Source organism: Demequina lignilytica (genome assembly GCF_030418305.1).
Classification (GTDB): domain Bacteria; phylum Actinomycetota; class Actinomycetes; order Actinomycetales; family Demequinaceae; genus Demequina; species Demequina lignilytica.
The window spans coordinates 118,731-131,441 of the sequence record NZ_JAUHPX010000004.1 but is presented as its reverse complement, the minus strand read 5'-3'; the positions used below and the strand labels follow the sequence as shown (position 1 = coordinate 131,441).

At 72.2% G+C, this 12,711-nt stretch carries 13 protein-coding genes and 1 tRNA gene; 9 read left to right on the top strand and 5 right to left on the bottom strand.

The features are described 5' to 3' along the window. Nucleotides 1-108 precede the first annotated feature (108 nt). Both QQX10_RS07875 and QQX10_RS07870 read right to left on the bottom strand, forming a co-directional pair. Nucleotides 109-1,299 carry an AI-2E family transporter gene (locus QQX10_RS07875; RefSeq protein WP_301118799.1) on the bottom strand — a complete coding sequence of 397 codons (1,191 nt, stop codon included), beginning with the start codon at nucleotides 1,297-1,299 and terminating at the stop codon, nucleotides 109-111. 11 nt (nucleotides 1,300-1,310) lie between these two features. Next, a complete protein-coding gene (locus QQX10_RS07870) occupies nucleotides 1,311-1,919 on the bottom strand; it encodes an HdeD family acid-resistance protein (protein ID WP_301118800.1) in 609 nt (202 codons plus the stop codon). 247 nt (nucleotides 1,920-2,166) lie between these two features. Between QQX10_RS07870 and QQX10_RS07865 the strand changes: the two genes are divergently transcribed. Next, nucleotides 2,167-2,604, top strand: coding sequence for an Lrp/AsnC family transcriptional regulator (locus QQX10_RS07865; protein WP_301118801.1), 438 nt, complete (start codon nucleotides 2,167-2,169; stop codon nucleotides 2,602-2,604). A 19-nt stretch (nucleotides 2,605-2,623) separates the two neighbouring features. On the opposite strand, the gene QQX10_RS07860 is transcribed toward QQX10_RS07865, so the two are convergent. After that, nucleotides 2,624-4,141: a dolichyl-phosphate-mannose--protein mannosyltransferase gene (locus QQX10_RS07860; RefSeq protein WP_301118802.1), complete on the bottom strand. Its 1,518-nt coding sequence runs from the start codon at nucleotides 4,139-4,141 to the stop codon at nucleotides 2,624-2,626. Nucleotides 4,142-4,206: 65 nt separating this feature from the next. On the opposite strand from QQX10_RS07860, the gene rsmI reads away from it, so the two are divergent. The 7 genes from rsmI to QQX10_RS07825 all read left to right on the top strand — a co-directional run bounded on the left by rsmI (nucleotide 4,207) and on the right by QQX10_RS07825 (nucleotide 11,340). After that, nucleotides 4,207-5,046, top strand: a complete 840-nt coding sequence (gene rsmI, locus QQX10_RS07855) for a 16S rRNA (cytidine(1402)-2'-O)-methyltransferase (RefSeq protein ID WP_301118803.1) — start codon at nucleotides 4,207-4,209, stop codon at nucleotides 5,044-5,046. Next, on the top strand, nucleotides 5,043-5,894 hold the full coding sequence (locus QQX10_RS07850) for a M15 family metallopeptidase (protein ID WP_301118804.1): 852 nt from the start codon (nucleotides 5,043-5,045) through the stop codon (nucleotides 5,892-5,894). The genes rsmI and QQX10_RS07850 overlap by 4 nt, the downstream gene beginning before the upstream one ends. A 49-nt stretch (nucleotides 5,895-5,943) precedes the next feature. Further along, a complete protein-coding gene (gene metG, locus QQX10_RS07845; protein WP_301118805.1) occupies nucleotides 5,944-7,734 on the top strand; it encodes a methionine--tRNA ligase in 1,791 nt (596 codons plus the stop codon). A gap of 3 nt (nucleotides 7,735-7,737) precedes the next feature. Further along, complete coding sequence (locus QQX10_RS07840; protein ID WP_301118806.1) at nucleotides 7,738-8,586, top strand: TatD family hydrolase; 849 nt, start codon at nucleotides 7,738-7,740, stop codon at nucleotides 8,584-8,586. A 132-nt stretch (nucleotides 8,587-8,718) separates the two neighbouring features. Beyond that, the gene (locus QQX10_RS07835; RefSeq protein ID WP_301118807.1) at nucleotides 8,719-9,525 is read left to right on the top strand and encodes a G5 domain-containing protein; all 807 of its coding nucleotides are present in this window, start codon (nucleotides 8,719-8,721) and stop codon (nucleotides 9,523-9,525) included. 4 nt (nucleotides 9,526-9,529) lie between these two features. Then, nucleotides 9,530-10,381: a 16S rRNA (adenine(1518)-N(6)/adenine(1519)-N(6))-dimethyltransferase RsmA gene (gene rsmA, locus QQX10_RS07830; protein WP_301118808.1), complete on the top strand. Its 852-nt coding sequence runs from the start codon at nucleotides 9,530-9,532 to the stop codon at nucleotides 10,379-10,381. Nucleotides 10,382-10,407: 26 nt separating this feature from the next. Continuing rightward, nucleotides 10,408-11,340 (top strand): 4-(cytidine 5'-diphospho)-2-C-methyl-D-erythritol kinase, encoded by a 933-nt coding sequence (locus tag QQX10_RS07825; protein ID WP_301118809.1) that lies wholly within the window; start codon nucleotides 10,408-10,410, stop codon nucleotides 11,338-11,340. Nucleotides 11,341-11,382: 42 nt separating this feature from the next. On the opposite strand, the gene mscL is transcribed toward QQX10_RS07825, so the two are convergent. Both mscL and QQX10_RS07815 read right to left on the bottom strand, forming a co-directional pair. Then, nucleotides 11,383-11,781, bottom strand: coding sequence for a large conductance mechanosensitive channel protein MscL (mscL, locus tag QQX10_RS07820; RefSeq protein ID WP_436968567.1), 399 nt, complete (start codon nucleotides 11,779-11,781; stop codon nucleotides 11,383-11,385). Nucleotides 11,782-11,913: 132 nt separating this feature from the next. Then, nucleotides 11,914-12,510, bottom strand: a complete 597-nt coding sequence (locus QQX10_RS07815; protein WP_301118930.1) for a TetR/AcrR family transcriptional regulator — start codon at nucleotides 12,508-12,510, stop codon at nucleotides 11,914-11,916. Nucleotides 12,511-12,606: 96 nt separating this feature from the next. Here QQX10_RS07815 and QQX10_RS07810 point away from each other — a divergent pair. Continuing rightward, nucleotides 12,607-12,678: transfer RNA gene (locus tag QQX10_RS07810), tRNA-Gln, on the top strand. The last annotated feature ends 33 nt before the right edge of the window (nucleotides 12,679-12,711 follow it).

Sequence of the window (12,711 nt, the reverse complement as noted above, 5' to 3'; positions counted from 1 at the left end):
CGGCCCCGGCTCCCGGAGACCGCGCCCGCCCCCCGTACCGTGGCCGGACATGGGTGCGCGAGCGCTCGACGTTCGTGACGCTCAGGTCCGGCCCGGGGCGCGGCGGGGCTACTCCTCGGTGGTCTCGCCGGCCTCGGCCGGCTCCGCGTCTTCCGCCGTCTCCTCGTCGATGAGCGCGTAGGTGTGGCCCGTGTTCTTGACGATCGCGGTGATGAGGGCGGCGACGGGCAGCGCCATGAACGCGCCCATCGGTCCGGCCAGTGCGCCGCCGGCGAGCGCGCCGCCGAACGCGACGGCCCCGTTGAGCTCCATGGTCTTGGAGGACAGCCGCGGGCTCAGCACGTAGTTCTCGATCTGCTGGTAGACGAGCACCCACACCAGCAGGATGATCGCCTGCGCGAGGCCCTCCACCGCGAGCACCACGAGGATGGGCACGATCGCGCCCAGGTAGGTGCCGATGAACGGGATGAAGGTCGACACGAACCCCATGAAGAGGGCGAGCGGCGCGGCGTAGACCAGGTCGAGCCCGACGGCCGCCATCACGACGAACGCGAGCCCGCCGTTCACCGCCATGATCAGCAGCCGCGAGTAGAAGTACCCGCCCGTCTGCTCGATCGAGGTGAGCGCGATCCACTTGAAGACGCGCTGGCGCTCGGGAGGCATGCGGCGCATCACGGCGCGCATGAGGCCGGGGAAGCCGGCGGCGAAGTAGAAGGCGAAGGCCGCGATCGTGAGCAGGTCGAACGCCATCCCGACGCCCGAGGTGACGAAGCCGAGGACGTCGTCCCCCCACTCGCCCAGCACGCGCGCCACCGCGCTCGTGCCATCGGCCGCGCCACCGGTGTCGAAGGCGGAGGTGCCGAACGTCGAGTTGACCCACGAGTCGAGATGGTCGAACCAGCCGGACGCCTGGGCGGCGACCGCGTTCGCGAAGCGGACGATGCCGGGGATCAGCACCGCGATCATGAGCACCACCGCGACCAGGGCCGCGAGGTAGATGATGCCGACGGCGGCGCCGCGCCGCATGTGGAAGCGACGCACGAGCGCCTCGACGCCCGGGATCATCGCCAGGGCGAAGAACAGGGCGATCGCGAGGACGCCGAGCAGGTGTCCCAGCGCGCTGAAGGAGTAGACCGCGAGGGCTGCGAAGGCGGCCGCGGCGAGAGCCTTGGCGAGCACGCTCCAGACGAACCGGTCGACCCAGGCGGGCCGCTCGGGGCCCGTGGGCCGCGCCGCATCGGTGCGCGCGGCCGCGAGGACGTCGCTCGGCGGGTTGGCGGGAGGGGGCGGCGTCGACATCGGACCGAGGCTCATGCGTCGATGACCGTGGACCGGCCGGAACCGAAGCGGAAGGCTCGCACCAGCCCGACGATGCCCAGCACGATGAGGATGATCGCGACGAACGTGAAGAAGAAGGTCGCGCTCCAGGCCGGTGCGGCGACCACGGCGATGCCGGCGAGGATCGAGATGATGCCCAGCGCGATGGCCCACCCACGGGAGCTCGCCTTGTCGGAGTCGACGAGGGCCATCACGCCGTCGATGATCCATCCGATCCCGACCACGATCGTCATGATCAGCACCAGGATCGCGGTGCCGGCCGCGAGGTTGCGCAGCAGGACGATGCCGCCGAGGATCACCAGCAGGCCGAGCACGATCGACAGCACCCTCATGCCGGCCGAGTAGGCCGAGCCGAAGACGCCGATCGCCGTGCGGACCAGGCCCGTGATCAGCAGGTTGATGCCGATCAGCGCACCGCCGACCATGAGCGTGCGCCCGGGCCAGACCAGCAGCGCGACGCCGATGATGAGCGCCACGGCGCTCGCGAGGCCCAGGCCGATCCGGACGGCGCGGATGAGCTTCTCGGGGACGGAGTCGAGGTCGATGCCGAGGCTGTCGAAGCCTGCGGAGGGCGTGGACATGGTGGTGCTCCCTGGTCGAGGATGTCGATGCGGGGTTGCCCCCGATCCGCACACTACCGCGCGACATGCCTGGTGACACGGGGTGCGCGCCGAGTGTCCCCCCGCGGCTCGCTCGCGCCTCCGATGCGGCTGCTGTGGCCGCGGTCGAAGGCGATTCGCGACGACAGGTGTCCAAGAGGCGCTCGAAACATGCAAGAATAACTTCGTTCACGCAGGTTGCGTGCACGCACGGGGGTGGAATGTGTCGTTGGACGACCTGGACCGACGGATTCTTGACGAGCTCCGCATCGACGGACGCGCGAGCTACGCGGAGATGGGGGAACGGATCGGCCTGTCGCCCTCGGCGGTGAAGCGTCGCGTCGACCGGATGGTGGCCGAGCGCGTGATCCGCGGGTTCGGCGTGCGCATCGACCCGGAGCTCGACGGCGCGGCGACCGAGGCGTACGTCGAGCTGTTCTGCCGCGGCACCGTCGCGCCCGAGGAGCTCCGGCGGCTGCTGGCCGACATCCCCAACGTGGTCGAGGCGTTCACGGTGACCGGGCAGGCCGACGCGATCGTGCGCCTGCGCGCCGCGACCATGCCGGACCTGGAGATCGCTCTCGAGAAGGTGCGGCTGGCGCCGCAGGTCGACAAGACCCGCAGCGCGATCGTGCTCACCCGACTGGTCGAGCACCGCGAGCCCTGAGCAGCGTCCGCGCGGCGTCTCACACCCAGGTCGGCAGCCACATGTGCAGCTGCCAGTAGCGGAACGGCACGGGTGACCCGACCCAGAGCGGGACGAAGAACGCGGCGACCACCAGGATCGCCGCGAGCGTGATGCCCACGATCAGCACGCCGCGGCGCGACCACCCGCCCGCGAGCCGCTCCGGCTGCGCGATCCTGCGCAGCGCCCACACGAGCGTGAGCACCATGAACGGCGCGAAGGCGACCGAGTAGAACGTGAAGATGGTGCGGTACGCGTAGGGCAGCCACGGGACCCAGCCCGCCAGGACTCCCATCGACACGGTGAGCGCGAGCATGTCGCGGTGACGGAGCACGCGCCACAGCGCCCAGACCAGCGCGGCGGTGGCGAGCCACCAGATGAGCGGGTTGCCCAGCGCATGGATCGCGCTCACGCACCGCTCCGCCCCGCAGTCGGCGTCGGGCACGTCCTCGAAGTAGAACGCCGTGGGCCGCCATTGGATCAGCCACAGCCACGGGTTCGACATGTAGTTGTGCTCGGTGGTGAGCCCGGTGTGGAACGTCCACATCTGCTGGTGGTAGTGCAGGAGCGAGTTGAGCGCGTCGGGCAGCCAGGTCGCCCCCTCGCCCGGATGCTCCTCCGCCCAGCGGCGCGCGTACGAGCCGTCCGTGAGGAACCAGTTCGCCCAGCTGGCGACGTAGACCACCAGCGTCGTGACGACCGTCGCGACGGCTGCGGGCACGGCGCGGACGAACGCGCCGGCGAGCCACCGGTCGTAGCCGAGCTCGCGCCGAACGACCGCGTCCCAGACCACGGACAGCACCAGGAAGGCCGCGGCGAAGTAGAGCCCCGACCACTTGGTGGAGGCGGCGAGCGCGAACGCGACGATCGCCGCGAGGCGCCACCAGCGGATCCCCGTCCGCGGCCCGCCTCCCGGCAGGAAGCCCTCGGGCCCCATGCCGAGCGCCGCGCGGTCGGCCGCCGCCTCCCGTTCGAGCAGGGCGCGCGTCCGGTCGCGGTCGATCACCAGCAGCCCGAAGCCGGCGACCACGAAGAAGGCGAGGAAGCCGTCGAGCAGCGCGGTGCGGGCGAGCACGATCGCCTCGCCGTCGACGGCGATCAGGATGCCCGCGACGGCGCCCCACACGGTCGAGCGGAACAGGCGGCGCGCGATCAGGGCGACCATGACCGCGAGCGCGACGCCGAGCACGGCGCCGACGATGCGCCAGCCGACCGGGGTGACGCCGACCAGCTCGATGCCGAGCGCGATCAGCAGCTTGCCGACCATGGGGTGGACCACGAAGTCACCCTCGGTGGTGAGGCCCGAGTAGTCGCCGTCGACGAAGGCAGAGTCGTCGCCGGTCCAGTCGCCCTCGAAGCCGAGCACCGTGAGCGAGTACGCGCCGCGCGCGTAGAAGACCTCGTCGAACACCAGCGCGTGCGGCTGCGACAGGGAGCCGAGCCGCAGGAGCGCGGCGAGCATGCCCACGCCCGTCGCCATCAGCGCGGCGCGCCAGCGCCACAGGGTCGCGAGAGTCACAGCCGAAGCCTAATGGGCGCCTGCGGGGCTCCGGCCGCGCCGAACCCGTGTGGGAGAGTGGGCGCATGACCGGCCGGATCGTGCTCGCCGCCACCCCCATCGGCAACGTGGACGACTCGTCGCAGCGCCTCAGGGACGCGCTCGCCACCGCGGACGTGATCGCGGCCGAGGACACCCGTCGCCTTCGTGACCTGACCGCGCGCCTCGGCATCCGGACCGTCGGCGAGGTGGTGGCCCACCACGACCACAACGAGGCCGCCTCGGCCGCGGGGCTCGTGGAGAGGGCGGCGGCGGGCGACACCGTGCTCGTCGTGTCCGACGCCGGCATGCCCGCCGTCTCGGACCCGGGCTTCCGCGTGGTCGAGGCGGCTGCCCGCGCCGGCGTCGACGTCACGGTGCTGCCGGGGCCATCCGCGGCCCTCACCGCGCTCGCGCTGTCGGGGCTGCCGACCGACCGGTTCTGCTTCGAGGGGTTCCTCCCGCGCAAGGCGGGTGAGAGGGCCGGCCGGCTCGCGTCGCTCGCGCTCGAGGAGCGGACGATGCTGTTCTTCGAGGCGCCCCACCGCCTCGCGGCGACGCTGGAGGCGATGGCGGGCGCGTTCGGCGCGGACCGGCCTGCGGCCGTGTCGCGCGAGCTCACCAAGACGTACGAGGAGACGCGCCGGGGCACCCTCGCGGAGCTGCACGCCTGGGCCGCGGGAGGGGAGCCTCGCGGGGAGATCGTGGTCACGGTGGCCGGCCGGCCGGCCGAGCGGCTCGGGACGCAGGCGCTGGTCGCCGAGGTGCTCGCGCGGGTCGAGGCGGGTGAGCGGGCGAAGGCGGCGGTCGCCGATGTCGCGGCGGCGGCGGGGGTGCCGAGCCGCGAGCTGTACGCGGCGGTGCTCGCCGCGCGGAGCGGCGGGTGAGGGTCTCCCACGCGCCGGTCTACCGGCGTCGGCGCCGCGTGGTGCTCGCCGTGCTCGTCGCGATCGTCGGACTGGGGCTGGGCTACGGCACGGGCGCCCTCGTCTGGCCGCGAGCGGAGGCGGAGGCGGCCGTGACGCCGGCCAAGTCGCCCACGCCGACGGAGACGCCCGAGGCATCGTCCACCCCCACGCCGAGCGCGACCCCCGCATCGTCGCCGTCCGCCAGCCCGACGCCCTCGCCCTCACCCACGTTCGACCTGACCGCGTACTCGCTGACCGACCCGGACTCGCCGTGGGTGATCGTCAACAAGCTCAACCCGATCGACCCGGCCGAGTACGCGCCGGAGGACCTCACCCGGATCGCGGGGATGAGCTCGGCGGCGACGATGCGCGCGGAGGCCGCGGCGGCGATGTCGGCCCTGCACGAGGCGGCGGTGGCGGCGGGGGCCCCGTTCACCGTGTCGACCGCCTACCGCGACCACGCGACCCAGTCCTCCCTCTACTACGGATACGTGAACCGCTCGGGTCAGGCGAGCGCGGACCGGTACTCGGCCCGCCCCGGCTTCTCCGAGCACCAGACGGGGCTCGCCGCCGACATCCACAACGGCGTGTGCGACCTCAAGGCGTGCTTCGGCACCACCGCCGCCGGTCGCTACGTCGCCGAGCACGCGTGGGAGCACGGCTTCGTGATCCGCTATCCCGAGGGCAAGCAGGAGGTGACGGGCTACATCTACGAGCCCTGGCACCTGCGCTACGTGGGCGTGGAGCTCGCGACCGCGCTCCACGAGTCGGACGTCACCACCCTCGAGGAGCTCTTCGGCCTGCCGGCCGCTCCCGACTACTCCTGAGCGGCTGCCCGCCCCGTGGGTCCCCTCCGGCGTCACTAGGATGGTCCGCATGTCTCGCATCCTGTCCGCGGTCGCCTGGCCCTACGCCAACGGTCCCCGCCACATCGGTCACGTCGCCGGCTTCGGCGTCCCCTCGGACGTCTTCTCCCGCTACATGCGCATGGCCGGCCACGACGTCCTGATGGTCTCCGGCACCGACGAGCACGGCACGCCGATCCTGGTGCAGGCCGACCAGGAGGGCGTCACCCCGCAGGAGCTCGCGGACCGCTACAACCGCGTGATCGTCGAGGACCTCACCCAGCTGGGCCTCAGCTACGACCTCTTCACCCGGACCACGACCGGCAACCACTACCAGGTGGCGCAGACGCTGTTCAAGGCCGTGCACAGGAACGGCTACATGATCGAGCAGACCACGCGCGGCGCGATCTCGCCCTCGACCGGTCGCACCCTGCCCGACCGCTACATCGAGGGCACCTGCCCGATCTGCGGCTACGACGGCGCGCGCGGGGACCAGTGCGACAACTGCGGCAACCAGCTCGACGCGATCGACCTCAAGAACCCGGTGAGCCGCATCAACGGCGAGACGCCGAGATTCGTCGAGACCGAGCACTTCTTCCTCGACCTGCCGGCCCTGGTGCAGCCGCTCACCGACTGGCTCGGGTCGCGCCACGGCTGGCGCCCCAACGTCCTCAACTTCTCGAGGAACCTGCTGGTCGACGTGCGCCCGCGCGCGATGACCCGCGACATCGACTGGGGCATCCCCGTGCCGCTGGCGGGCTGGGAGGAGAACCCGTCGAAGCGCCTGTACGTGTGGTTCGATGCCGTCATCGGCTACCTCAGCGCGTCCATCGAGTGGGCGCGCCGCACCGGCGACGCGGACGCGTGGCGCCAGTGGTGGAACGACCCGGCCGCCCTGTCCTACTACTTCATGGGCAAGGACAACATCACCTTCCACTCGCAGATCTGGCCGGGCGAGCTCATCGCCGCCAACGGCCGCGGCGCGCGTGGGGGCGAGCTGAGCCCGTTCGGGGACCTGCAGCTGCCGACCGAGGTGGTCTCGAGCGAGTTCCTCACCATGGAGTCCGCCAAGTTCTCGTCGTCGCGCGGCCACGTCATCTACGTGCGCGACATGCTCTCGCGCTACCAGCCCGACGCGCTGCGCTACTTCATCGCGGTCGCCGGCCCCGAGACCTCGGACGCCGACTTCACCTGGTCCGAGTTCAAGCGCCGCACCAACGACGAGCTGGTGGCCGGCTGGGGCAACCTGGTCAACCGCACCGCGTCCCTGCTGCACAAGAACGTCGGGTCGATCCCGGAGCTCGGGGAGCTCGCCGACGTCGACCGTGCCGCGCTCGCGTCCTCCGAGGCCGCGTTCGCGACGGTGGGCGACCTGGTCCGGTCGCACCGCCAGCGGGCGGCGATCACGGAGACGATGCGCGTGGTCGGCGAGGCGAACAAGTACCTGGCGGACACGGCGCCCTGGAAGCTGAAGAACGAGGACCCGGAGCGCATGCGGACGGTCCTCGGCGTCGCGGCGCAGCTGGTCTCGGACGCGAACACCCTGATGGCGCCCTTCCTGCCGCACTCCTCGCAGCGGGTCCACGAGGCGCTCGGCGGCGAGGGCGTGCTGGCCCCCATGCCTCAGATGACCGACGTCGCGGACCTCGACCTCGAGGGCCGCGAGTACCCGATCATCACCGGCGACTACACCGCGGTGAAGGGCACCTGGGCCCGGCGCCCGCTGGTCGCCGGCACGCCGGTGCCCGCGCCGTCGCCCGTGTTCACCAAGCTCGACGACGAGATCGTCGCCGCCGAGCTCGAGCGGATGGCGGACGAGTAGCCGATGCGCGACGGAGCCTGGCCGCCGGCGCCCGCGCCGCTGCCCGCGCCGGTGGTCGACAACCACACGCACCTCGACCACCACGCCGGCGACGACCGTCGCAGCGTCGAGCAGCGCCTGGCCGACGCCGCCGCGGTCGGCGTCGACCGGGTGGTCCAGATCGGCTGCGAGCTGGAGACCGCGCGGTGGACGGTCGACGCCCTGGACCGGTACCCCGCGATGGTGGGCGGTATCGCGCTGCACCCCAACGAGGCCCCGCTGCACGCGGACGGGACCCACGAGTCGGGCGTCGGCTACGAGGATGCGCTCGCCGAGATCGCGTCGCTCGCGCGGCATCCGCGGATCCGGGTGATCGGCGAGACCGGGCTCGACTTCTTCCGGACCTCGGAGGACGGACGCGACGCGCAGATCCGCTCCTTCCGCGACCACATCGCGCTGGCGAAGGAGCTCAGCCTCCCGCTGCAGATCCACGACCGCGACGCGCACGCCGAGGTGCTCGAGGTGCTCGAGCGCGACGGGGCGCCGGAGCGCACGGTCTTCCATTGCTTCTCCGGCGACGCCGGCATGGCGCGCCTGTGCGTCGACCGCGGGTACTTCCTGAGCTTCGCCGGGACGGTGACGTTCAAGAACGCCGCGGGCCTGCGCGCCGCCCTCGCCGTCACGCCTCTCGGGCGCGTCCTGGTCGAGACCGACGCGCCCTACCTCACGCCCCACCCGCACCGGGGCGCGCCCAACGCCCCGTACCTGGTGCCGCTCACCCTCAGGACGGTCGCGGAGGTGCTTCAGGCCGATCCGGAGGCCGTCTGCACCACGATCTCGGAGACGTCGGAGAACCTGTACGGTCCCTGGTAGACCGCCTCATGTGGGCGATCTCACAGGACCAAGGGCTCAAGTGCGGTTGGCGCAGACCGTTATCAATATGAGATAAAAGTCGTCAGACATCACGCCTCCACCCCCTCGGAGGCGCGAACCGAGAGGACCTCAGTGAGCTACCGCCGCACCACCCCGATGCCGGGAGGCCGCCGTGAGCGCCGCGCCCGGCGCGGCACGCGGAACCGTGTGCTGACGCAGGTCGGCATCGGGCTCGCCACCGCATCGTTCGCCGTCGGCTCGATCGCCGCGGCTGCCGTTCCCGCCCTCACCGCCGACGCGCCGCTGACCGTGTCGGCTGACGTCGCGAGCCTGCCGGAGATCCAGTCCGACGCCGAGGCCGGCGCCGTGGTCACCACGGAGACCGAGGAGAGCACCGTCGAGCCGAAGACGGTGAAGTCCGAGGACCCGAACCTCGCGAAGGGCACCGAGAAGGTCGTCACCGAGGGTGTCGCCGGCCAGACGATCACCACCTACGACGTCACCACCGTCGGCGGCGTCGAGGTCTCCCGCGTGCAGTCGATGACGGTCACGGTGAGCGAGGCTCAGGACGAGGTCATCGCGGTGGGCACCAAGGAGGCGCCGTCGGTGCCGCGCAGCACCGCCGCGGCGAACCCGACCGGCAACCGTGCGCTCGGCCAGCAGATGGCGGCCGACATGTACGGCTGGACGGGCGACCAGTGGTACTGCCTCGAGGCGCTGTTCACCAAGGAGTCCGGCTGGAACCAGTACGCGGACAACCCGTACTCGAGCGCGTACGGCATCCCGCAGGCGCTGCCGGGCTCGAAGATGTCCACCGCAGGCGCCGACTGGGCGACGAACCCGGCCACCCAGATCCGGTGGGGCCTGGGCTACATCGCCGGCCGCTACGGCACGCCCTGCGGGGCGTGGAACCACTCGCAGACCAAGGGCTGGTACTGAACCGGTGGCTCGGCTGCTGGGCCCCTCCGACATCCGCGGACTCGCCGAGTCGCTGAACACGGCGCCCCACAAGAAGTGGGGCCAGAACTTCGTGGTCGACGCCGGCACGGTGCAGCGCATCGCGCGCCTGTCCGAGGTGGGCGAGGGCGACCGCGTGGTCGAGGTGGGTCCCGGGCTCGGGTCGCTCACCCTCGCGCTGCTCGCCACCGGCGCGGAGGTCACCGCCGTCGAGATCGACCCGGTGCTGGCCGGCGCGCTGCCCGCGACCGTCGCCGAGCGCGCGCCCGAGGCCGTCGACCGCTTCGACGTGGTCCATGCCGACGCCCTGCGCGTCGAGACCCTTCCGTCGCCGCCCCGTGCGCTGGTCGCGAACCTGCCCTACAACGTGTCGGTGCCGGTGATCCTCCACTTCCTCGAGACCTTCCCCACCCTCGAGCGGGTGCTCGTGATGGTCCAGGCCGAGGTCGCCGACAGGCTCGCGGCGCCGCCCGGCTCCCGCACGTACGGCGTGCCGTCGGCAAAGGCCGCGTGGTACTGCGCGACGCGTCGCGCAGGCGACGTGAAGCGCGCGGTCTTCTGGCCCGTCCCGCGCGTCGACAGCGCGCTGGTGCTCATGGACCGGCGCGCCGTTCCGGAGACCGCCGTCGCGCGCGAGGACGTCTTCGCGGTGATCGACCACGCGTTCGCGCAGCGGCGGAAGGCGCTGCGGGGCGCGTTGGCGACGCTCGCCGGCTCCCCGGCGGCCTCCGAGGACGCCCTGCGGGCGGCCGGCATCGATCCGCTCACCCGCGGCGAGCAGCTGGGCATCGACGACTTCGTGCGCATCGCCGAGGCGCTCGCCGCCGCCCGCACCTGACCGGGACTGTCTGGCAGGCTAGGGCCATGACCCGGACCGTCCGAGCGAAGGCGCCCGCCAAGGTGAACCTGCAGCTCACCGTGGGCCCGGTCGCCGAGGACGGCTTCCACCCGCTGGTGACGGTGTTCCAGGCCGTCGACCTGTTCGAGACCGTCGAGGCCACGGCGCGCACCGACGGTCGCATCACGCTGACCGTCGACGCCGCCGCGGGCTCGCCCGTGGACGCGTCCGGGGTGCCCGTCGACGAGTCGAACCTCGCGTGGCGCGCGGCCGAGCTGGTCGCGTCGTCGTACGGGATCGCGGACGGGGTCGACCTCCGGATCGTCAAGGGCGTGCCGGTCGCGGGCGGGATGGCAGGCGGCTCGGCCGACGCCGCAGCGGCGCTGGTCGCGTGCGCCGAGGCCTGGGACGTGGGCGCGACCCGCGGCGAGCTGGCGCGGCTAGCGGCGAGGCTGGGGTCCGACGTGCCGTTCAGCCTCCACGGCCACACGGCCATGGGTGTCGGGCGCGGGGACCAGCTGACGCCGGTGATGAGCCACGGGCAGTTCCACTGGGTGGTCGCGACCCAGGCGGAGGGGCTGTCGACGCCCCGCGTCTACGCGGAGTACGACCGCCGCATCGCCGCACGCGAGCAGGTGCAGAACGACCTGGCCGTGGAGGCCCCCGTCATGACCGCGCTGATGGCGGGTGACCCGGTCGCGCTCGGACGCGCCGTCATCAACGACCTCGAGGGCCCGGCGCTCTCCCTCATGCCGCGGCTCGAGAAGGTGCTCGACGTGGCCGAGGAGGCCGAGGCCTGCGCCGCGATGGTCTCCGGATCCGGTCCCACCGTGGTCGCGCTCGCACGCTCGCGCCAGCACGCGCTCGCGATCGCGGCCCACCTCAAGGCGGCGCGCGTCGCGGATGCCGTGCTGACGGCGACCGGCCCCACCGCCGGCACGGTCCTGGTCCAGGACTGACCCGGGCCCCGCATCGTCCCGTTCGCCGGGCCGTGGCCGCCGCTACCGGTCGGACTGCGCCTTGATGGCGTCGCGGATCTCGGTGAGGATCTCGATCTCGGTCGGGGACACGGCCTCGTCCGGCGCGGGCTCGTCCTTCGCCTTCCGCTCGGCGAGCTTGTTCAGCGGCAGCACGATCGCGAAGTAGATCGCGGCGGCGATGATGAGGAAGTTGAGGATCGCCGTGAGGAACGTGCCGATCGCGAGCACCGCGTCGTCGGCCGGGTCGCCGGGCGTGCCGCCGTCGTTCAGGGTCCACAGCAGGATCCCCGACAGGTCGGGCTTGCCGAAGATCGCGGCGATCAGCGGGTTGATGATGTTGTCGACCAGCGACGTGACCACCGCGCCGAATGCGGCGCCGATGACGACGGCGACCGCGAGATCGACGACGTTGCCTCGCATGATGAACTCTTTGAAGCCCTTGATCACGACTGTCCCCCCTGGGTCCGAGGGCGCCCGCGCGGCGCCCGGTGGAAACCTACAACGCCGTCCCGCCGGTTCCTAGTCCCGACGCGGCGTCGCAGCGACGGTGCCTCAGTCGCCGGGCAGGCCGGGGTCGCGCTCGAGCGTCGACAGGCCGTTCCACGCGAGGTTCACCATGTGCGCGGCCACCACCTGCTTCGACGGCTCGCGAACCTCCGCCCAGTGCTGACCTGCCAGCGCGACCATGCCGACGAGCATCTGCGAGTAGAACGGTGCCACCGACGGGTCGAGGCCGCGCTTGCGGAACTGCGCACCCAGGAGGCCCTCGACCTGCTGCGAGACGTCGCCGAGCAGGTTGCTGAACGTGCCGGCCGTCTGCGCGACCGGCGAGTCGCGCGACAGGATCCGGAAGCCGTCGGGGGAGTCCTCGATGTACCCGAGCAGCGCGAGCGCCGCGCGCTCCACCAGCTGACGCGGGTGCGCGCGGACGGACAGCGCGTCGGTGAGCGCGCCGAGCAGGGCCTGCACCTCGCGGTCGACGATCACCGCGTACATGCCCTCCTTGCCGCCGAAGTGCTCGTACACCACCGGCTTGGACACGTCCGCCCGCGTCGCGATCTCCTCGACGGAGGTGCCCTCGAAGCCCTTCTCCGCGAACAGCGCGCGGCCGACGGTGAGGAGCTGCTCACGGCGCTCCTTGGCGGTCATCCGGGCGCGCGGCGCACGGCGAGGCTCAGCGGTCACGGGACCAGTGTGCCGTGAATCCTGGCAGACTGGACGCCGCGCGGGGCCGTGCGGTCCCGTTCCGCCCTGGTGTAATGGCAGCATGCGGGCCTTTGGAGCCCTGCGGTAGAGGTTCGAATCCTCTGGGCGGAGCCGCGTCGCCGGGACGTTCCGCGCGCGGCGGGA